Origin of the sequence: Paenibacillus sp. FSL F4-0236, from assembly GCF_038000135.1 — a bacterium.
GTDB lineage: Bacteria > Bacillota > Bacilli > Paenibacillales > Paenibacillaceae > Paenibacillus_AQ.
The window spans coordinates 6323059-6343767 of sequence record NZ_JBBOBK010000001.1 but is presented as its reverse complement, the minus strand read 5'-3'; the positions used below and the strand labels follow the sequence as shown (position 1 = coordinate 6343767).

At 42.7% G+C, this 20709-nt stretch carries 20 protein-coding genes; 5 read left to right on the top strand and 15 right to left on the bottom strand.

Annotated elements, in window-relative coordinates; all coding sequences use genetic code 11:
- Nucleotides 1–74: 74 nt before the first annotated feature.
- A complete protein-coding gene (locus NSQ29_RS31650; RefSeq protein ID WP_445739202.1) occupies nt 75–518 on the bottom strand; it encodes a methyl-accepting chemotaxis protein in 444 nt (147 codons plus the stop codon).
- 484 nt (nt 519–1002) lie between these two features.
- Between NSQ29_RS31650 and NSQ29_RS28320 the strand changes: the two genes are divergently transcribed.
- Nucleotides 1003–1854 carry a metallophosphoesterase gene (locus NSQ29_RS28320; RefSeq protein WP_341126584.1) on the top strand — a complete coding sequence of 284 codons (852 nt, stop codon included), beginning with the start codon at nt 1003–1005 and terminating at the stop codon, nt 1852–1854.
- A 182-nt stretch (nt 1855–2036) separates the two neighbouring features.
- The gene (locus NSQ29_RS28315) at nt 2037–3143 is read left to right on the top strand and encodes a PdaC/SigV domain-containing protein (RefSeq protein WP_341126583.1); all 1107 of its coding nucleotides are present in this window, start codon (nt 2037–2039) and stop codon (nt 3141–3143) included.
- A gap of 62 nt (nt 3144–3205) precedes the next feature.
- On the opposite strand, the gene hmpA is transcribed toward NSQ29_RS28315, so the two are convergent.
- The 8 genes from hmpA to NSQ29_RS28275 form a co-directional block, all read right to left on the bottom strand.
- Nucleotides 3206–4411 carry an NO-inducible flavohemoprotein gene (hmpA, locus tag NSQ29_RS28310; protein ID WP_341126582.1) on the bottom strand — a complete coding sequence of 402 codons (1206 nt, stop codon included), beginning with the start codon at nt 4409–4411 and terminating at the stop codon, nt 3206–3208.
- 206 nt (nt 4412–4617) lie between these two features.
- Complete coding sequence (locus NSQ29_RS28305) at nt 4618–5454, bottom strand: YitT family protein (RefSeq protein WP_042192837.1); 837 nt, start codon at nt 5452–5454, stop codon at nt 4618–4620.
- A 45-nt stretch (nt 5455–5499) separates the two neighbouring features.
- Nucleotides 5500–6021, bottom strand: a complete 522-nt coding sequence (locus NSQ29_RS28300; protein ID WP_341126581.1) for a VanZ family protein — start codon at nt 6019–6021, stop codon at nt 5500–5502.
- Nucleotides 6021–6875 (bottom strand): M15 family metallopeptidase, encoded by an 855-nt coding sequence (locus tag NSQ29_RS28295; protein ID WP_341126580.1) that lies wholly within the window; start codon nt 6873–6875, stop codon nt 6021–6023. Before NSQ29_RS28295 ends, NSQ29_RS28300 begins: the two co-directional genes overlap by 1 nt.
- Before the next feature lie 123 nt (nt 6876–6998).
- The gene (locus NSQ29_RS28290; protein WP_042192843.1) at nt 6999–7694 is read right to left on the bottom strand and encodes a response regulator transcription factor; all 696 of its coding nucleotides are present in this window, start codon (nt 7692–7694) and stop codon (nt 6999–7001) included.
- 126 nt (nt 7695–7820) lie between these two features.
- Complete coding sequence (locus NSQ29_RS28285; RefSeq protein WP_340973430.1) at nt 7821–8633, bottom strand: ABC transporter ATP-binding protein; 813 nt, start codon at nt 8631–8633, stop codon at nt 7821–7823.
- Nucleotides 8634–8647: 14 nt separating this feature from the next.
- Entirely contained in the window at nt 8648–9691 is a 1044-nt protein-coding gene (locus tag NSQ29_RS28280) for a FecCD family ABC transporter permease (RefSeq protein WP_340973431.1), read from the bottom strand.
- 1 nt (nt 9692) lies between these two features.
- Nucleotides 9693–10697, bottom strand: coding sequence for a FecCD family ABC transporter permease (locus NSQ29_RS28275; protein WP_341126579.1), 1005 nt, complete (start codon nt 10695–10697; stop codon nt 9693–9695).
- Nucleotides 10698–10897: 200 nt separating this feature from the next.
- Between NSQ29_RS28275 and NSQ29_RS28270 the strand changes: the two genes are divergently transcribed.
- On the top strand, nt 10898–11893 hold the full coding sequence (locus NSQ29_RS28270) for an ABC transporter substrate-binding protein (protein ID WP_340973433.1): 996 nt from the start codon (nt 10898–10900) through the stop codon (nt 11891–11893).
- Nucleotides 11894–11993: 100 nt separating this feature from the next.
- Here NSQ29_RS28270 and NSQ29_RS28265 read toward each other — a convergent pair whose 3' ends face one another.
- The 5 genes from NSQ29_RS28265 to NSQ29_RS28245 form a co-directional block, all read right to left on the bottom strand.
- A complete protein-coding gene (locus tag NSQ29_RS28265) occupies nt 11994–13001 on the bottom strand; it encodes a sigma-70 family RNA polymerase sigma factor (protein ID WP_341126578.1) in 1008 nt (335 codons plus the stop codon).
- 101 nt (nt 13002–13102) lie between these two features.
- Nucleotides 13103–13783: a YdeI/OmpD-associated family protein gene (locus tag NSQ29_RS28260; RefSeq protein ID WP_341126828.1), complete on the bottom strand. Its 681-nt coding sequence runs from the start codon at nt 13781–13783 to the stop codon at nt 13103–13105.
- Nucleotides 13784–13850: 67 nt separating this feature from the next.
- Nucleotides 13851–14885: a C40 family peptidase gene (locus NSQ29_RS28255; protein WP_340973435.1), complete on the bottom strand. Its 1035-nt coding sequence runs from the start codon at nt 14883–14885 to the stop codon at nt 13851–13853.
- A 152-nt stretch (nt 14886–15037) separates the two neighbouring features.
- Nucleotides 15038–15493, bottom strand: a complete 456-nt coding sequence (locus NSQ29_RS28250; RefSeq protein WP_339267857.1) for a RidA family protein — start codon at nt 15491–15493, stop codon at nt 15038–15040.
- 76 nt (nt 15494–15569) lie between these two features.
- Nucleotides 15570–16628: an LLM class flavin-dependent oxidoreductase gene (locus tag NSQ29_RS28245; protein ID WP_042192850.1), complete on the bottom strand. Its 1059-nt coding sequence runs from the start codon at nt 16626–16628 to the stop codon at nt 15570–15572.
- A 522-nt stretch (nt 16629–17150) separates the two neighbouring features.
- Here NSQ29_RS28245 and NSQ29_RS28240 point away from each other — a divergent pair.
- Nucleotides 17151–18578, top strand: a complete 1428-nt coding sequence (locus tag NSQ29_RS28240; RefSeq protein WP_339267860.1) for a putative bifunctional diguanylate cyclase/phosphodiesterase — start codon at nt 17151–17153, stop codon at nt 18576–18578.
- Nucleotides 18579–18626: 48 nt separating this feature from the next.
- A complete protein-coding gene (locus NSQ29_RS28235; protein WP_081951316.1) occupies nt 18627–20282 on the top strand; it encodes a histidine kinase N-terminal 7TM domain-containing diguanylate cyclase in 1656 nt (551 codons plus the stop codon).
- A gap of 73 nt (nt 20283–20355) precedes the next feature.
- Here the strand turns inward: NSQ29_RS28235 and NSQ29_RS28230 are convergent, their stop codons facing one another.
- Nucleotides 20356–20697 carry a zinc ribbon domain-containing protein YjdM gene (locus NSQ29_RS28230; protein WP_341126577.1) on the bottom strand — a complete coding sequence of 114 codons (342 nt, stop codon included), beginning with the start codon at nt 20695–20697 and terminating at the stop codon, nt 20356–20358.
- Nucleotides 20698–20709 lie beyond the last annotated feature (12 nt).

The following is a 20709-nucleotide window of genomic DNA, read 5'->3' as shown; positions in this document are numbered from 1 at the left end:
GAAATTCGCTCCCTTCTGAAATGCGCCTGTTCTCTTCTAGCATGGTTTAGGATAAGTAACTTTATGCATACACCCTACTGGATGATGGATTGCATGAAAGTAGTCATTTCTTTGCTGGCCTTATTCAAGCGCTCAATTACCCCGCTGAATTCAGTGACCAATTCTGCTTGTGCGTGTGAAGAAGCAGAGATCGCTTCAATTTCTCGCTCCATTTGCTTAATGGACTTTTGAACATCACTCAGTGATTTTTCAATATTATGGGTTGCTTCTTTAGTGTTAACGGACAGTTTGCGCACTTCAGTAGCAACCACCCCAAAACCTGCCCCTTGCTCTCCTACACGCGCGGCTTCGATTGCCGCATTCAGCCCAAGCAGGTTCGTCTGCTCAGAAATCTCACGAATGAAGCCGGCAACCTTATTCACTTCTTGTGATTCCGTTACGGCTCTACGCGTATTATCTAATATTTGCTGCGAAGTAGCTGATAATTCCTGAGATTGGGCAGCTACGCTCTGCACCATCTCCATTAGATGACTGCTTATCTCATTAATCTCATCTGTGAATCCTTCAAGCTTATTCTCGTTCTCTAGTGTATAGGCAATGGCAAAAACCCCGATTACATCATCATCCGTTCCGTAGATAGGTACACATGTTGAGATTACAGGAGCTCCATAAATTTCTGCTGGGATTCGGTTAGAGCTTGCTATACCTTTCAGTCCATTTGAAAGCGACAGATCTTCAGGAGGGATAGGGTTACCCTTAACCAATCCGAGATCAATAACTTTACTTGGTGCGTAATAATGGAAGATCTCCCTGTCCGTGATTCCAATCATAATATCCTGCGAGTGAATCTTTTTGAAATAAGGTGCTGCGAGGACTAAGGCATCGATAATACTCATCTCTTCATCTCCCATATAAAAAATGTATATGTAGTTTTATCGTCACAATGGGTTATTAAATGAATATTGTCATAGTAGAGTAACAATCCCCACGTATGATTTGTTTATGAATACTATTAGCAGACGCCAATTTCTGAAGAAAAGTGCTCAAGTGTCGCTCGGGCTGCTTGGAACCGCAAGTGCATCCGGCATTTATTCACACTGGGTTGAGCCCTACTGGCTTGAAGTTAAACATATAGATATAAAGCTTCGTCTACTCCCTCCAGCATTCGATAGATTTCGTATCGTTCATTTCAGTGATTTACACTTAGGCGTGTATACGAAGTCCGAAGCCTTAACAGAGTTAGTACAGCAAATTCAACATGTAAATCCAGATCTGATCTGCTTCACAGGGGATCTACTAGATCATTCTGTCGATTATATTTCTGAGGCTGTGGACATCTGTTCACAGTTGCGGGCACCCTTTGGACAATATGCTGTGTTAGGTAACCACGATGCTTTTGGCACTAGGAAAGCTGTGACGAAAGGGTTAACGCAATCTGGATTCCACGTACTTCATAATGAACATATTGTCTTAAAAAAAGATGCGGAGGCGCTTTATCTAGCTGGAGTGGATGATCCGTGGGTCGGCAAAGCAGATATTCATCAGGCGCTACGCCATATCCCTGATAAGGCATGTACTCTACTCCTTGCGCACGAGCCTGATTTTGCCGATGAATACAGTGATCTTCCCATAGATCTGCAATTGTCCGGCCATAGTCACGGAGGACAGGTGCGTCTCCCATTTGTAGGTGCCTTGTATACCCCGCCGCACGGCAGTAAATATTCAAGCGGATTATACCAGCTCCCACATAGTCGACTCCAGGTCTACACCACACGCGGAATTGGAGTGACTCGTATGCCTGTACGTTTTAATTGTCGTCCCGAGCTTACCGTAATTACTTTAAAGTCCTCATGATTGTGTCAAAAATTAATAAATGGTTAAAAAGTATATACCTTTTGCACGTCTATGCAACAACACTGTAACCGTGTTTGTAATCAAATCTATTTGGGGCCTAGGTATAATTGTAGGAGTGATAGATAACATCAAAAATCATAATGAACTACATAAGCCCATCATTGGAGAGGAGAAATTAAATCATGAACAAAACTGTGAAATGGACGTCTGCTGTATTAGCAGCTGGAGTATTACTTGGAGGTACTGGACTCATCGGAGGGAATTCTGTTCTAGCTGCAACCACTGGTACAAAAACAGTCACACAAGCCGTTCAGCAGCCTTCTGTGGTGCTTAAATATAAAGGCCAAGTCTTAACGCAGCAAGGAAAAATCGTAGACGGAAATACGATGATCCCTTTAACTGTATTGCGTGATGCCTTCGGCCTTGCTATTCAATACAATTCAACCACAAAGACTTACAGTGTAAGTAGTGACTCGGTGAAGCTTAACATGGAGGTCTCTGACTATGGCGTCAGTACCGATTTGAACGGATATTACATTTATAGCATGACCGGAAATCATGAAGTGAAGATGATCAACGACCGCTTATATGTTCCTTTCAAACTGTTAAATGATTATTTAGGTGTTCAAGGCGTATATAATCCAGCCCAGAAATCGCTTGAACTTAGCAAAAAGGTGATGAATGACATCAAGATCACCTCTGTTACCTTAGACAAGAGCAATAAGAATGCTAATATTAAAGTACAATATCCACAGATCAGCGGTCTGACGGATGAAGTACAAAACACGATTAATACCACCTTCAAAAAAGAGGCTGAACTATTCGTGTCAGAGGCTGAGAAAGAGTCTAGCCGTAGGGATGGCACAATAGAGAATAAATATGACTACTCTCAAACTTATGTTGTCACCTTTAACCGTGAAGGCGTGCTTAGTATTGTAGTTGATCAATATGGTTACAGCGGTGGAGCACACGGCGGTACCATGCGCGAGGGACATACCTTCTCGCTGAAGGATGGTATGAAGATAGAGCTTAAAGACCTGCTAAAGGCAGAACCAAACTACAAACAAAAGCTAGATAAAATGTTGAAGGCAAGTACCAAGGATATTGCTTTTCCGGAGTCAACTGGTGGACTCACAGATAAACCAGCCTTCTACGTCAGTGAAAGTGGCTTAGCTATCTTCTATCAACAATATGAAATCGCACCTTATGCAGCTGGAATTCCTACCTACACCTTTAATTTCAGTTCAATATTGCCTAAAGGCACCGATCCATTTGCTTCTTTCAAATAAATACTAACGCATAACAAAAAAGCGCTTCAGCCAATCGGCTAAGGCGCTTTTTGTTATCTATATTAATCTTCTAAACTGCCGGCAGGACCAAAAAATTCAAAATGAATTCTGTCATCAGGTACCCGCCATTCCTTGAGCGCCTTATATATGACCTTCATAAATGGGGTCGGCCCACAGAAATAGAATTCAGAGTTCACATCTGCTATTTCTTGAAGCCAAGAAAGATCAATATAACCAGATCTATTGTACTGGTCTCCTTCGTTTGGAGATTCATAACATACATAGGACCGAAGAGAAGAATGAGATTGCGCTAAATCTGCCACCCTATCTTTCATAGCATGCAAACTTCCATTGATGGCTGCATGAATATAAGTTACCTCGCGTTCTGGCTGTGCAGCAACTATTGTCTCCAGCATACTTACCATTGGAGTTAAGCCCACACCCCCACTGATTAGAACCACCGGAGTGTCACTACGCTGATCCAGTACGAAATCGCCCGCTGGAGAGCCCACTTCTAATATAGAGCCCACTTGGACGAAATCATGCAGATAAGCGGATACGACGCCCGCAGGTCTGTCTATCCCTTCACCTTCCCGTTTAACAGTGATACGGTAATACGCCTGTCCCGGAGCACTGGACAAACTGTAGTGGCGAATATGGGAATATTCTTCCCCCTCGGGCTGAACACGAACCGTGATGTACTGACCCGGGAAATAAGAAGAGATAGCCCCTCCATCCTCTGGAGACAGGTAAAAGGAAGTAATATGCTCACTTTCACTAACCTTCCGAGTGACGACAAAGTTTCTGAATCCACTCCAGCCCCCCGGAGCTTCCGCAGCTTCACGATACTTTTCTGCTTCCACACCAATGAAAGCATCTGCGATTACACCATAGGCTTTGGCCCATGCATCTATAATTTCCGGTGTTGCCGCATCGCCAAGCACTTGTCCAATCGCAGCTAACAAGGTCTCACCCACAATCGGATAATGCTCAGGTAATACACCCAGTGCTCGATGCTTCTCTGCAATCTGTTTTACCACCGGTAAGATATTCCCTAGTTGATCAATATTCATAGCCGCTGCTAGGACTGCGTTAGCAAGCGCTGTCTGCTGTCTGCCTTGCCGCTGATTGGCATGATTAAATATATTTAATAGCTCTGGATGGTTTTCAAATAACATGCCATAGAACGTCGTAGTAATGGTTGTTCCATGAACCTGTAATATAGGAACTGTTGATTTTATAATAGCAATCGTTTGTTGATCTAACATATGAATACCCTCTCTCCTGCAATTAGATAATACCTCTATAAAAAGCATATAGAAGCTGCAAATGAGCGAGTGTGCGCTGAATCACTTTAAAATTTAATAAAATGTGAATAAACAGAAAATGCAATGATATCCATCACATTCGAATGCCCAATCCAAAAAAAAGCTGTCCAAGCAGCTCAGGTAGCTACCGGACAGCACTTTCACTCTTATTTTGCCAGCTCCACAAAGCCTTCTCCGAACACATCTCTTACATCGTGAATGGCAATAAAAGCCTCTTTATCAATCGATCTTACAATTTTCTTAAGCATGGTTACTTCCTGTTTGCTAATGACAATATAGAGAAGCTCTTTGGGTTCTTTAGTATAATACCCTCGGCCATAAATGACTGTGACCCCTCTATCCATGATTCCATTAACTTGTTCAGCAATTTTGTCCTGCTCCTTGGATACAATCGTAACGGCCTTCTTAGGATTCACTCCCTCAATAATGAAGTCCATCACCTTAGTCGCTACATAGAGCATCACAATCGTAAACATCAGACTTTGAACACCAATGATGAAATACGAAGCAAATACCACAACTAAATCGACTAGAAGAAGAGCGTAGCTAACGTTCCAATCCAAAAATTTATGCAGGATTCTGGCGATAATGGTTGACCCTGCGGTCGTTCCACCCACACGTATGATCATTCCGATACCCACACCAGACAAGATGCCTCCAAATATTGCATTGATGATCAACTCATCGCTGGCGATATGCCAATTCTTCGTAAGAATCAGGAATAACGAGTTAAAAAACACCGCAATAATCGTGTATACTGTCGTCGTTTTGTCCAGAAATTTATAACCCACAATTAATAATAAAGCATTAAGAATTAAGCTAACAATACCTGGTGACCACTGATACAAATAGTATGTAATCATAGTCAGTCCCGTTACCCCGCCTTCACCGAACTCGTTCGGAATCACAAACAAGTTAACGGCCAAGGAAAACAGCAATGCTCCTACAATGATGGAAACAATATCCGAAATACGCTTTTTCATACCATGCCCCTTCTATCCTCTGTCTATATCTACCATCCACAAATACTAACACCGCTTCGATATAGTTGTAAACAATCCAGAAGAAACCAGCATTCTATATATGACGTAACCGACTACCCCACCGCAAGTGTTTAAGATCAGATCATCCACGTCAAAGGTGCCGATATACAATACTAATTGTGTAACTTCAAAGCTCAGACTCAGCGCAAAAGAGAGCATGAAGACCTTTTGAAATAACCTTACTTTTTGCGACAACAGCATAGGAACAAAGACTCCAAACGGAATAAACGCCAGAAGATTGCCCACTAAATTAAGTGATGAAAAAGGATCTGAAAGTGACAGATGCTTGATCTCTTGCGAGATCTCTTTAAAGGGTACATAGTTGCCCTGTCGCTTAAAAATTCTGTCGGGATGCTCGAGCATACGCCCTGCCTGTTCCCAAAGTGACTGCAAGCTAAAAGGTGCGCCTTTAAATACGATAATTCGGATCAAGAAATACATATAGACAATAAATACGGCTGCCAGCAATAATGTCATAGTAGACTCGCTCTTAGGCTTCGTACTCATCAAAATGTAGTGACAATTACGCCATCCATATTATCGCCCGACGTTTTATATTGCCCTTCCTTTGGAATCTTAATACTTGTATATCCTGATACTGGATAATAGTTCACCGTATATGTTTTGCCGTCTACAACCGTTGAAATTTCACTATTCTCCTTCAAAAGATCTAAATATTGTTCCAGCACGATCCCCTTCTCCTGAATGATCGCACTGTGCGGCAAGCCGACATAACGGAAGTGCCAAGGTTCATATTTAATCCCCGTAATCTCCGTTTTGTCTTTCGGATAGCGTAGAATAAAGCCGTATTTCCACGCATTCTTTTCCAGCCATTTGCCTTCAGGTGCTTTGCTCATTTCCGATTGAGACGATCCGATGTCCAGCGATAATCCTAAATTATGTTCGCTATATTGCGCTGGAAGAGCATAGTCTGAACCTTTTTCCGCATACAATTGCTCTTGCTCCTCAAAGTCCCTGTACCCACTGCTAATTAAAAAATGATTCACGTCATCCTTCTCAGCAGCTTTGATCATTTTATTGAATTTATGTGCTACACTTTCAGACAACCGAATCGAGGTATCTAGTAATCCATAGCCCTGAACCAGATCCTTCTGATCAAATAAGGTCACAATATCAGACTTCACGCTGTCCTCATGTACCGGATATTGTTTGTTCACCAGCAATAAATCCCCTTGATATACCTGATCTTGCGTAATCACCTTTAAACTATCGCTATTTCTAATCGATCCTTTCTGGATCTTATCATTCTTATCAGCTAAATTACCCGTATCCGGTAAATAACGAGCGGCTGCGTAACCAAGAAATAACACAACGATCACCAAAAAGCCCCACTTTTTCATCCGTAATGTCCTCCCATTTCCTTAAGACGTTTATGCTTGATAGGAATAGAATAACGAAGACACTTTAAAGAAAAGCAGGACAATTATAAAGTTTTTCTTAAAATGTATAAGGGCTCAGCGGCCTTACCCAGTAAAGGTATATCCTACACCCCAGATTGTCTTAATAAATTTGTTCTTATTGATGTCTTCACCAAGCTTTTTGCGCAAGGTACGGATATGCACCATGACCGTGTTGCCACTCTCATAATAAGCTTCTCCCCATACCTGCTGGAAGATACTCTCCGCGCTAAACACCTGCTTAGGATGGCTCGCCAATAAATGAAGAATATCAAACTCTTTCGGAGTTAGGTCTATTACCTCGCCGTAAAGAGTGACGGTATGTTCATCTGGTGAAATCGTCAACCCACCAACTTCGAGGACCGACTTAAGAACGGCTGCGGGCTGACTGAATTGTATAGAGCGCCGTAGTTGAGAATTAACGCGGGCGACTAATTCCATTGGATTGAACGGTTTGGTCATATAATCATCTGCGCCCATGACAAGTCCCGTGATCTTATCCAGATCAGAAGTCTTCGCGCTTAAAAAAATAATCGGCAGATGATGCTGCTCCCGAATGTGACGGGTTACCTCATAGCCATCCAGCCCTGGCATCATAATATCCAGAATCGCCAAATCTATTGTTTGGGACTCAATAGCTTGCACCGCTGCCCGCCCATCGGATACTTTAATGATATGATACCCTTCTTTTTGCAAATGCAAAGCCACCAGATCCGCAATCTCCGCCTCATCATCCGCAATTAAAATCGTAATGCGCTTCATCTATATTTCACCCCTGTAGGTTTGTGCTATATGATCTACATCCATTATACCCCAAACTTAAAAACCACCCTATGAACAAGGTGGTTTCTCGTTTACATCTGTGATTAATAATATACGGAAATACCATCACTTAAAAGATGATGTCTTAATTAGCTTTCGGCCTTTACCAAAAGGAATGCACAGCGGTGTTCCGAAGATCGGATCAGCGGTTACTTGGCATTCCATATCAAATACATCGTGAATCAATTGCTCGTTAACAATGTTCTCAGGCTCACCTTGCGCATAGATCCGTCCTTCTTTAACCGCAACGATGTGATGTGCATATCTACAAGCCAGATTAATATCATGAAGCACCATTACAATGGTGCGATTCTCCTGCTCATTAAGATCAAATAAAAGATCCAGAATATCGACCTGATGGGTCATATCAAGATAAGTCGTAGGCTCATCCAGTAGAATCGTCGAGGTATTCTGAGCGAGTGTCATTGCAATCCAAGCTCGTTGTCTTTGTCCTCCCGAGAGGGAGTCTATTGAACGACCTGATAGCTCATTCATATGAGTCACTTCAAGGGCTTTCTTCACCATAATCTCATCTTCACGAGACCATTGCTGAAGGAAGCTTTGATACGGATAACGGCCTTGCTTAACAAGCTGTTGGACAGTCAAGCCTTCAGGTGCAATGGGTCCTTGCGGCAGGATAGCGAGGCGTCGCGCAACCTCCTTAGCTGGAAGCTTGGCAATATCACTGCCATCTAGGATAATACTGCCTTCTTGAGGCTTCAATAAACGGGCAAGAGAACGTAGTAAGGTTGACTTACCACAGCCGTTGCTTCCGATGAATACAGTGATTTTCCCTTTAGGAATAAGCACATCTAGATTAGAGAACACTGGCTTTTTTCCATAGGATAACGTAAGATTGTTCGCTTGGATAACGGACATGTGAGTCACTCCCTTTATGAACTGCGATGACGGTACAATAAGTAGATGAAGAAAGGCGCTCCAATAGCAGCGGTGAATACGCCTGCCGGGATATCCAGAGGGATAAACGCAATTCTGGCGACAAGATCAGATAGCAGTAAGACAAGTGAGCCGATAAGAGCTGAGACTGGAATAACGCCGCCATAGGCAGGCCCAACTAGCTTTCGAGCAATATGCGGAGCCATCAGACCAATAAAATTGATTGCACCACCAATAGCAACCGCTACCCCTGCAAGGGCAACGCTGATCACGAGCAGAATCGTTCTTTTGACTTGGACCGAACTGCCAACACTCGTAGCTACCTCATCCCCTAGCTCTTGCACATTTAGGTGCCTAGCATAAATCAATGCAGCAGGAATCAGAATAACCATCCATGGCAGCATCGTTAGTACATCTCGGTCCCAAGATACACCATATATACTTCCCGTCATGAAAGTGAATGCTTTGACCGCTACAGCTGTCGGCGTAAACGATGATGAGAGAATCAACATATATGTAACTGCTGTAATCGCCGTAGACATTCCGATCCCAATCAGCACCAGTCGAAGTGGAGTAATCCCCCGTCGATATGCGAATAGATAGATCAGGAGTGCTGCCGCAAAAGCCCCGGCAATCGAACTAATAGGCATGAAACGGATACTTACGTGAGAGAAATAAAGAATGAAAATCACGGTACCAAGCGATGCCCCACCAGAAATCCCTATAATATCAGGTGATGTGAGTGGATTACGAACGATACCCTGCAGCAATGCTCCAGAGATGGCTAGTGCCGCACCGACCATAACCGCAACGACGACACGAGGCATTCTTAAGGAGAAAATAATCATCGCATCGGACGGATCGCCTATACCGAAAAGCGTTCGAATAACGGCAATCGGACTAATAAAAGTACTTCCAAGTCCTACACAGATGATCATCGTAATTACATTAGCGGCTAACAGCAACAAAATCATGATTAACGTTCTACGACTAATTTGAAAAGAGTGATTACGACCTCTAAGGGTCATCCATTTATCCATATTAGGCATCCCCTCTTCTGGCAATATATACGAAGAAAGGAACCCCGAGAATAGCAGTCATAACGCCAACAGGTATTTCCTTCGGAAATGCAATGTACCGTGATCCAATATCTGCGCCAAGCAGTAGAATACCCCCAAGTATAGCGCAGTAAGGAATAACCCAGCGATAATCCAGACCTACCAAATAACGTGTAATATGTGGAATTACAATGCCTACAAAAGCAATTGGACCTGCAATCGATACAGAACCACCTGCAAGCAAGACAATGATGACCCCAGCAGCTAGTTTAATGAATATTGTCTTCTGTCCGAGCCCTGTAGCAACATCTTCCCCCAGCGTAAGCAGGTTCATATGTCTAGCAATCACAAAGGCACCTAATAGTGCTATACCCATATAAGGTGCAGCTGTAATAAATATTCCCATGTCCCGCCCCGCAACAGAACCGACGAACCAATATAAGACTTGATCAAAGGTCTGCCCACCGGTTAATAAACAACCAAGGGATAAAGAGGAGAAAAAGGCAGTCATTGCAGCACCCGCGAGTGTAACCTTAAGGGGAGTCAGTCCATCGCTTCCACTGGAGCCGAGAATGTATACAATGGTGGCTGTGACAGCTGCGCCGATGAAAGCTAGGGTTGCAAAGGTGGTCAGACCACTTGCTCCGAAAAAAGCTGAGCCCGCAACAATGAAGAATGCTGCTCCGGCGTTAATACCGAAGAGACTCGGTGAAGCTAGAGGGTTGCGTGTGATGCCTTGCATCAAGGAGCCTGCAACTGCCAGACTCGCTCCAGCTATCGCAGCTATAAAAGCACGTGGTACTCTAGCTGTCTGTATAATCAAATGCTCTTGTGAACCATTGTAATCCGTGAAGGATTGGACAATCGTATGCCAACTAATATTAGTCACGCCAAAGGCGATACTGCATACAATTCCGGCAACCAATAACACCAGACTCATCAGTAATCCAACAACCTTCTGCGCTCGCGTGTTAAGTAGAGTGCTCATAGTTTCCTCTTTCCTATTATCCTATGATTAATTTACATATAAACCAATCAGGTTCCTAAGATATTTTAGGTTATGAGGTAGAACCTGTCAACGAAGATGATAATCATTATCATAAAATCGTTGACTTTGAGAATGTAAGTTGTTATAGTTTTTTCCATCGTCGTTGAGAATCATTTTCATAATATATAGGGGGTTAGTGAATGTTTTCCGTTATAAAAAAACAAAGATTTTCTTTAACTATATCCGCAGCTTTACTCGCCTTGACTGTCATTGTGTCAGGTTGTGGTCAAGCAGGATCTAATAACAGTAATGCAGCAAGTCCCGTTGAATCTAATGCAGCAAACTCAGGAGCCGAACATAAAGTAACTCACTCTATGGGAGAAACTACAATTAAAGGAACACCGAAGCGTGTAGTTGTACTAACGAATGAAGGAACGGAAGCTTTGCTGGCTCTTGGCGTGAAGCCAGTAGGAGCTGTTAAATCATGGACAGGTGATCCGTGGTATGAACACATCGCAGCGGATATGGAAGGTGTAACTGTCGTTGGTGAAGAAAGCCAGCCAAACCTTGAACTCATTGCCAGTCTGAAACCTGATCTAATCATCGGTAATAAGTTGCGTCAGGAAAAAGTGTACGACCAGCTAAAAGCCATTGCACCAACCGTCTTCTCTGAAACGCTTCGTGGCGCATGGCAAACGAACTTCCTACTCTATGCTGATGCTTTGGGCAAAACTACCGAGGGCGAAAAGCTGATTGCAGACTACGATAGCCGTGCTGCAGATTTCAAAGCAAAAGCAGGCGATAAGCTGAATCAGAAAGTATCTGTCGTTCGTTTCATGGCAGGAAAGACACGTATCTACCTAGAGGATACTTTCACAGGTATTGCCTTCTCCAAGCTGGGGATCACTCGTCCCGACAATCAGAAATATACCGATACATTCGTTGAAGAGATTACCAAAGAGCGTCTTCCAGAAGTAGATGCAGACATGTTGTTCTACTTCACTTACGACACTGGTGACGGAAAAGGCACCGAGATGGAACAAGAAATGCTGAAAGATCCGCTCTGGCAAAGCCTTAATGTTGTTAAGAACAATAAAGCCATCAGAGTGAGCGATGCAATCTGGAATACATCTGGCGGCGTCATCGCAGCTAATCTTATGCTTGATGAGCTTTACAAGATTTATGATATAAAATAAACAGCACGAAAAGAGATGGTACTGGAAATTTCCTGTACCATCTCTTTTTTATGGTTAAAAATAACCAACAAACTTCCTCTACTACAGCAATATATCCAAATTATTTTTTTCTATTATGGCTCTCTAGCAGGGCCTCTAATGAAATGCCATTAACTGTGACGCCTGAAAGATTGCAGTCTTTTATCTCTACATTTGAAAGATCACACTCTACAAAAGATGTGCCGTTAAGCTGGCATCGTTCAAACTTATTGCCTTTACCATACAAGTGAATATCATGAAAATAGGCTTCTCCTAATTCACTATTGCTAATCTCAATTTCCCACAATCCGACTTCATTAAACTTAACAAGATGCATATTGATATCGTTAAAAGTAGTACTGCTCATATTAATATTGTCAAACTTGGTACCCGCCATATTTACATTAGAAAAGTTCGTCTTAGGCATATCAATATCATCGAATTCACTTTGGCCCATGGCCACACGACGAAAGTTGGTTTCAGGCATTCTTTCATCCTGAAAAACTCTCTTTTTAAATTCGTCCTGCAATTTGTTTTCACTTAGATTGTTATTCACTGTACTCAACATCTCCCTTTTTAAGATCGTTCTTGATCTGCGGAGTCTACTCTCGACAGCTTCAATAGATAAATCAAGGAAATCAGCGATCTCCCTAACCTTGTAGTTGTCGATATAGAATAGAATGGTGACTATACGGTTAGCTTCGGATAAGGTGTTTAATGCCTTCCACACATCTTGCTGGAGTTCTCTTCGGAGGAGCTGATCTTCAGTGGTCTCCAACTGAGAAACCTCGATTTGCTCCATGAATTCATATGCAGCTTTCTTCTTATTCGCCCTAAACCAATCCATACATTCCCGTGTAGTAACTGCATATAACCAACTGGCGAGTTTCTCTGGCTCCTTTAAGTTGGGTAAATAACGATAGGTCTTAACAAAAACCTCTTGTGTAATGTCTTGCGCGGTGTGGAAATCACCCAATTTACCGTAAGCTACTCCATATACTGCATTGGAATATTTGCCGATAAGCCCACTGAATGCATCCATATCCCCTTTACACACCTTATCTACCAGTTCTGCATCCGTACGAGTCACTATCTGCCTCCTTAACAATCAAGCTCATAACATAGACGGAAAAGGAGTTCAAAAACCGTCTTTATGTCTTTAAATAATCTTTTTGATGAAGAAAGGTCTAGTTAGAGTTCAGTACTACTGGCTTGCCGATACAGCTCACGACTCTTATAACCAGCCTGTAGAATCTTCTTCATTTCTTCTTTACGCTTAGCTCTTGTTGCCTCTTGTTTGGCACTATAGACATATCGAGCCCAATCTTTGCGGTATCCCGGGGTAAGCGATTCATAGATCGCAAGCAAATCCGACGTACCTTTCAGATCTTGCTCCACGTTTGGAATGAAAGAAATATAGTCATCCACAGATTGACTAGGGGTATTGGAAAGCTGACCTTTCCCCTTAGCGTCCTCTTTCAACCCCACAACTGTAAAGACATCATCCAAACCTACCATGCGTGCAAATTTAATATTGCTTGTCCCGATGTAGCCATTCTCATCACTGCCCAGACCCTCTAGTAAGTCGTCACGATGAATAAAGGTCGGATACACTTTGTTTCCCTTTTTAGGATACGCCACAAAGAGATAGCCATTCTTATGAAGATGCTGTTGCTCAATCACACGGTTCACTAGTTCCTGTAACGACGCCATGTCTAGTACAAAGGCAAATATAAGATCATACGCCCCATTTAGCGAAGTATCATAATCCGTCAATTCCGCTAAATAATCGGAGCCTTCCGGTTTACTCAATATCGCTACTTGGTTGTATTTTTGTAAGTTCAGCTTTTCTACGATGGTTTTAGTCACTATGCTTCATCCCCCAAATGTATTCGGATGCTTCTTCATCGTGATCATTATAGCCTAATCGCTACCCAATCTAAAACATTCTACGGGCCGTCACAAAACGCTTCTTCCACTTCTCACTCAGGGCTTCATAATGGACGCCTTGCTCCTTAGAATACGTATGCAATATCTGATTATTTCCCGCATACATAGCAACATGACCAATGTCGAGACCACGTGCACTAAAGAACAGTAGATCTCCTTTACGCAGTTCGCTGATTCCAACTTCCTTCCCTTCTTTGGCTTGATTATAAGAGGCGCGTGGCAGATCCACCGACAACACGTTCTCTAATAAATGTGCTACGAAAGAAGAACAGTCAAAGGTAGACGTCTGGTTCGTCGCTGCACCGAATTCATAAGGGGTTCCCAGATACTTTTCTCCATAAGCAAGCAACGCACTTCCCTGCTTCTCAGCGAGCGACTCACTAGTATAATCGCTATATTTCGGTTTAGCAGATATGTACCCCGTCTTGTTGTCTTGCGTTCGCACTTCTAACCACAAAGCATCCACTTCTCTAACGATATGGACTTTATCGCCTACGGACAACATTTGCTGGACACCTGATTGATCCGATGAATTCGGCGAACTGCGCAGGTTAACCCCATAACGAATCGTTGTATCGTAATTCAGCGCTGAATAGATGCGGACGGTCCGAGTGTTAGCCTCCCACTTCACGGTGCTGCCTAGAGCCTCGCTGACAAAACGCAGCGGCATCATCGTATTACCACCGACAACCTGACCCGGAACGGTTAAGCTTAAGGCTTGTCCATTTTTGTTCGCGGTTAAATCTCCTATTTGATAAGTCAGCACCAGCGTTCCCTTAGTGGCCTTCACTGTTTTGGTATCGTTGTTCCATGAAATCTTTGCTCCCTGTTCTTCAAACAGCTTGCGCATGGGAATAAGCGTTGTACCGTTTATGAGCAAGGGCTGAACCTCTAATTCAAGCTGCCGATCATCCAGAAAAACGCCTGTAACCTGATTCTGAGGCATCACCGCCGCATGGGCTGGAGCTGTATAGAGTATAGATGTAAGTAGTACAAGTAGTGTGGCTTTCTTATGAATCCTCATGATGTCGTCACCTCGTTGATTAATATGTTCAATTGTTATTACTAAAAAAAGGGTAATTAGTTTTGTTACAATTATTGGGGTTGCTGTCTAACTACTGCTCAAACCATGTAAAAAGAGGACTGCGGTCACCTTTCGGTGCCACAGCCCTCTTTTTAATCCACTTCAAAAATAGAATCGATAATGATCGGAAGATTATCCCTTACAGAAACAGCGCCCAATACCGAACGAGCATGACTGCCCTTGTCCCCGAATACCTCCAGCATTAAATCCGAACAGCCATTGAGCACTTTATGATGTTCTTCGAATAAGGGATCTGCATTCACAAATCCTTGAATTTTGACCACTCTCTTCACTTTATCCAAGGAGCCTAAAGCAGACTCAAGGACGGCAAGGATCTCTATACCAGCCTGACGTGCAAAATGATAGCCTTCTTCGGTGGTGAAGTCTTGTCCCAGCTTGCCTTTGGGATGCCCGGCGGGTCCTTTTCCCGATACAAAACATAATCCATTAACAATAACGTAGTTAGCATATTTTGCCGCCGGTTCACTAGCACTAGGTAGGACAATACCTAATTCCTCAAGTCTATCCGCTATGATTCGATCCGCCACTTCAGTTCCCTCCTCCAATCAGTACAACCTCAATAAATTGGTAAGATTATACTGATTAATCCAGAAAGGGTCAATCCTATTTTGCTTCGACCTCTGCTTCCCATCTCGATATCTCAGCTCGAACAATTGGCGCTACTTCAGTACCCAATAGCTCAATGGCTCTCATTACATCCTTATGAGGCATCGTACCTAGCGGTACATGCAGCATAAAGCGTGTAATTCCTACGTGTTTGCGTAGGTGAATAATCTTCTCAGCAACAGTGTCTGGATCTCCTACATACAAGGCACCTTCAAATCTACGTGCCGCATCAAAGCTCGCCCGACTATAATGACCCCAGCCACGCTCACGACCAATCACATTCATACTAGCCTGCGTAGAGGGGAAGAACATATCGGCCGCAAGCTGATTATCCTCTGCAATAAAGCCGTGCGAGTGTGAGGCAACCGGAAGCTTCGACACATCATGTCCTGCTTGGGCCGCCGCTTTCTTATAGAGCTTCACCAGTGGAGCAAATTGCAACGGACTTCCGCCAATAATCGCGAGCACAAGTGGTAGCCCGAGCAGGCCAGCACGAATCACAGATTCCGTATTGCCTCCACTGCCAATCCATACGGGCAAAGGATTCTGAACGGGGCGCGGATAAATCCCCAAATTATTAATGGCTGGTCGGTGATTTCCACTCCAGGTTACTTTTTCGGATGCCGTTATTTTTAACAACAGGTCCAGCTTCTCATCGAATAACTCATCGTAGTCATTTAAGTCGTATCCAAAGAGCGGGAAAGATTCGATAAAAGAACCCCGGCCTGCCATGATTTCTGCCCGTCCATTTGAGATTCCATCAAGTGTTGCAAAATCCTGAAATACACGTACTGGATCAGCAGAGGACAGCACGGTTACCGCACTGGTCAGCCGAATTCGTGTCGTCTGTGAGGCAGCCGCAGCCAGCAAAACTGCTGGAGAAGATGCGGCATAATCCTTTCGATGATGCTCACCCACACCGAATATATCTAAGCCCACCTTATCTGCAAGAACAATCTCCTCTACTACCTCGCGCAATCGCTGTGCATGACTTATTAACTCCCCCGATTGAACATCCGGTGTTGTTTCTACGAACGTACTGATACCTATTTCCACTTACGATTCCCCCTTAACTATAATTTTCTCTTCGAGTTGTTTGTTTGATTATAACACAAGTTACGTTCAAGCAGAGCTAGGCATTAATGCCTAGCTCTAACTTGTCCAAAAACTCATTTTTAAAATTTGCAGAACATCACTGACAAATAGAGGATTTTGATGAAATATGTTGAAATGATCTAAAACAAGTAGCTCTCATGCATCTCATGCTTGATATAGGAGGGACATATGCTTCAAAGAAATAAACACAAAAATTCCATATCCAAACAAACCTTCAATCCTGTTCGGGGCTCCTTAAAAATCGCCGTAATATATTTTATTGTTGGGTGCTTATGGATCCCTTTAACAGATAAGGCCGTTTCCACTTTTACGCGAGATCCGGAGTGGATAAGACTTATTAATATAATTAAAGGCTGGTTCTTTATCCTCATAACAGCTTTGCTTATCTTTGCATTAATTCTAGGTACTCTGAAACGGATTAAAAGGATCGAGAAGAAACTGGATCTTGCCTATAGGGATAGGGTGAGCGCCCACGAAAATCTAGAGGCCGCCTATGAGGAAATCACAGCTACGGAAGAAGAACTCAGACAGCAATATGATCAGCTCATTGAGAATCAAGAGAAGCTAGCCATGAATGAAGAAAGGATGCATTACCTGGCGTATCATGATCTATTAACCGGCTTGCCAAACAAATTAGCTTTTTATGAGAATGGGCCTCACATTTTGGAACTGAATAACATTGCAGCCTTAATGTTCATCGACATTGATTACTTCAAATATGTAAATGATACGATGGGCCATGAATTTGGTGACCGGCTAATTGTTAAGGTTAGTGAGAGATTGGTGTCCCTGGTTGGGAGTAGTGGGGAAGTGTATCGTTTCGCCGGGGATGAGTTCATCGTTCTTTTATATTCTATTGAGAACAGTCAGTGTATAACTAGTGTAGCCTCTCACATTATTGCCGGTTTTAAAGATGCGATTGAGATGGATGACAGTCTGCTACATGTTAGCCTAAGCATCGGAATCAGTGCTCACCCCGAACATGGAAGTAATATTATGGAACTCCTTAAATGCGCAGACATCGCTATGTATAAAGCCAAAGACGCTGGCAAGGGTCAAATTATTGTCTTTGATCAACCGCTCAATGATACCTTTACTGAGCGAATGAACATTGAGAAGCAGTTGTATAATGCTTTAGAGAAAAATGAGCTAGAGGTATTCTATCAACCCCAGATTGATCTGACTCAGAACAGAGTGACGGGACTAGAGGCTCTTATGCGCTGGAACAACCCCATACTAGGCATGGTCCCTCCGGATAAGTTTATCAAAATAGCAGAAGATTCCCACCTCATTATTCCTCTCGGGGCGTGGGTGCTCAGAACAGCCTGTGCCTTTTTAAAAAGTCTTCATGAGCAAGGATTATCACATCTGACGATGTCTGTTAATATTTCAATGCTGCAGCTACTGCAAAGCGACTTCAATGAGTTAGTTCTAGACACCTTGCAAGCCTCCGGACTAGATCCTGAATACTTAGAGCTAGAGATTACAGAGAGTGTTCTGGTTGAATCTTACGAATATGTGAGTAGTAAACTGACTGAACTCAGAGCTCACAACATCAAAATTGCCTTGGATGACTTTGGTACCGGTTATTCCTCCTTAAGCTATCTTACTCATATGCCGATCTCGACTTTAAAAATAGACAAGTCCTTCATTGATTCCATTCGAACAGGGACACATCAAGCCGTTCTTGTCGAACAAATTATTATGATTGGTAAACGCATGAATATGTGTGTTATTGCAGAAGGTGTGGAGCGAACTGTACAACTCGATTACCTGCAGGAGCAAGGCTGCGATAAAATTCAAGGTTACTTGTTCAGTAAGCCACAGTCCGCACAGAGCGTAAAAGAGCTGCTAACCGAGTGGGAGAAGGTTTCGAGCTTAAATGAATAAAGATGAACCTATTTTTTTATATAAGAAGGTGTTACCGAATTGAATGTCATGACATGGATTGACTTATCATTATTCTTCGTTCTTTTCGTTCTATTCATCTACATATTTGTTACTGTAACAATCACTAACTTACATAAGGTTTACTTGACTTTCCATTTCACGATGATGTTATGGCCCTTCTGTCAATTTGCTCTCAAAACTACAGCGGATCCCGATGTTCAATTGTTTTATGTGAAGCTCGCTTTTATTGACTCGATACTGTTAACGATTGGATGGCTTCTTTTTACGATATTTCTCACTGGAAAATCATATCTCCTCCGAAAAAAGAAAACGCTGATCCTATACATTGTCGCAGCATTGATCTTAATTGGAGTGATCGTCAATCCAAAGCAAAGCTTTGTACTGCCAATGCATGGTGGATATGTTGAAAGATCTTATGGTCCGCTTTTTTGGCTGTTTATTCTCTTCTTGATCTGCACTATTATTATTTCTCTGTATATCATCTATTCAGCGCTTATATCGAACGCCACACAGCGGATCAAAAAACAGGTTACTCATGTACTCAAAGGTGTGCTGGTGCTGACTGTATTTGTATTACTGGATGTCTTTCTTAATGTGGTACTGTTTAAATCTCAGCCGGTGATTCCGGGGATGACCTCTCTGGGGATACTAATCTCTGCCATCTTTTTCGTCATTGCCATCCATCGTGATAAAATATTTGATCTCGTAACCATCGCTCATCAGGATATCATTGACACACTCACACTAGGTATTCTTGTACTGGATGATAACGAGACTGTGGTAGAGATCAATCGATCGCTTTTGCCAAAAATCAACCTACAGATCGGTGATCGCTTCGACTTATCGGCGCTAACACCCCTGGAGCAGACTGCCAGCGCTTTCCGATTGTTTCAACATACATATCTTAAACAGCCCATGGAGAGAACCGAAGTTGAAGTATTCTACACCTCGCTCCAAGCATACATCAATATTACAGCGGAACCCATTGTCGTAGGCGAGATCATGGTTGGACGGATTCTCACCTTTCAGGATAGAAGCGAGCTGCATCGCCTCATTGCTGAGACTAATCAGCAGAACGAGATCCTGCAAGAGCGTAATCTGGCATTAATTGCAATCCAGAATGAGCTTTCTCAGACCAACCAAAAACTCAAGCAGATGGCCATAACCGACAGCTTAACAGGTTGTTATAACCGTCATTACTTAACACAGTACTTAGAACAAGAGATCATAGAAAATATGATATTGAAGCAGCCTTTTGCCATCATTCTACTGGATATCGACTTTTTCAAAACGGTGAATGACAATTACGGCCACTTAGTCGGCGATGTTGTAATTTGCAGCACGGTAGAGGTCATTAAGCAATCGCTAAGGGAGACGGATATTCTGGCACGCTATGGCGGGGAAGAGTTTATCGTCTATTTACCAAATACGAACCACACACAAGCAAACCTCTGGGCAGAGCATATCAAATTCATGATAGAGGCCAATAAAGTACATGTGGATGAGGTTGCTCATTCTGTATCCATCACTGTAAGCATGGGACTACTGTCCATTAATAATTTTGCAGAGCAGTATGCAGAAAGCCCGACCAATCAACTAAATGATTTATTCGAATCTGTGGACAAAGCTTTATATCAAGCCAAAAATGCAGGACGAAACCAAATTGTTGAAATCATAAGATGACACGCCTTTAAATATTACCTAAAAAAAGAAAGAATCAGCCCTACTTCTATCGAAGGTAAGCTGATTCTTTCTTTTATATCTTTTTAACAAATTCGGATTTTAATTTCATAGCCCCAAACCCATCAATTTTGCAATCAATATCATGATCTCCGTCCACTAAACGGATGTTTTTGACTTTGGTACCTATCTTCAGAACAGATGAGCTTCCTTTTACCTTAAGGTCTTTGATTACAGTTACTGAGTCGCCGTCGTTTAATACATTGCCATTGGCATCTTTGATAACCTTTTGATCTTCACTATTCTCAGACTCTGATTCTAATGTCCACTCGTGTGCACATTCCGGGCAGACTAGTAGATTTCCATCTTCATAAGTGTACTCAGAATTACATTTCGGGCAGTTCGGTAAATTAGACATTGTTTCATTTTC

What these genes read in the sequence shown, in the direction of transcription:
- NSQ29_RS31650 (WP_445739202.1), bottom strand. Translation starts at nt 518, where the DNA reads ATGGTGCAGAGCGTAGCTGCCCAATCTCAGGAATTATCAGCTACTTCG.
- NSQ29_RS28320 (WP_341126584.1), top strand. Translation starts at nt 1,003, where the DNA reads ATGAATACTATTAGCAGACGCCAATTTCTGAAGAAAAGTGCTCAAGTG.
- NSQ29_RS28315 (WP_341126583.1), top strand. Translation starts at nt 2,037, where the DNA reads ATGAACAAAACTGTGAAATGGACGTCTGCTGTATTAGCAGCTGGAGTA.
- hmpA (WP_341126582.1), bottom strand. Translation starts at nt 4,411, where the DNA reads ATGTTAGATCAACAAACGATTGCTATTATAAAATCAACAGTTCCTATA.
- NSQ29_RS28305 (WP_042192837.1), bottom strand. Translation starts at nt 5,454, where the DNA reads ATGAAAAAGCGTATTTCGGATATTGTTTCCATCATTGTAGGAGCATTG.
- NSQ29_RS28300 (WP_341126581.1), bottom strand. Translation starts at nt 6,021, where the DNA reads ATGAGTACGAAGCCTAAGAGCGAGTCTACTATGACATTATTGCTGGCA.
- NSQ29_RS28295 (WP_341126580.1), bottom strand. Translation starts at nt 6,875, where the DNA reads ATGAAAAAGTGGGGCTTTTTGGTGATCGTTGTGTTATTTCTTGGTTAC.
- NSQ29_RS28290 (WP_042192843.1), bottom strand. Translation starts at nt 7,694, where the DNA reads ATGAAGCGCATTACGATTTTAATTGCGGATGATGAGGCGGAGATTGCG.
- NSQ29_RS28285 (WP_340973430.1), bottom strand. Translation starts at nt 8,633, where the DNA reads ATGTCCGTTATCCAAGCGAACAATCTTACGTTATCCTATGGAAAAAAG.
- NSQ29_RS28280 (WP_340973431.1), bottom strand. Translation starts at nt 9,691, where the DNA reads ATGGATAAATGGATGACCCTTAGAGGTCGTAATCACTCTTTTCAAATT.
- NSQ29_RS28275 (WP_341126579.1), bottom strand. Translation starts at nt 10,697, where the DNA reads ATGAGCACTCTACTTAACACGCGAGCGCAGAAGGTTGTTGGATTACTG.
- NSQ29_RS28270 (WP_340973433.1), top strand. Translation starts at nt 10,898, where the DNA reads ATGTTTTCCGTTATAAAAAAACAAAGATTTTCTTTAACTATATCCGCA.
- NSQ29_RS28255 (WP_340973435.1), bottom strand. Translation starts at nt 14,885, where the DNA reads ATGAGGATTCATAAGAAAGCCACACTACTTGTACTACTTACATCTATA.
- NSQ29_RS28235 (WP_081951316.1), top strand. Translation starts at nt 18,627, where the DNA reads ATGACATGGATTGACTTATCATTATTCTTCGTTCTTTTCGTTCTATTC.
- NSQ29_RS28230 (WP_341126577.1), bottom strand. Translation starts at nt 20,697, where the DNA reads ATGTCTAATTTACCGAACTGCCCGAAATGTAATTCTGAGTACACTTAT.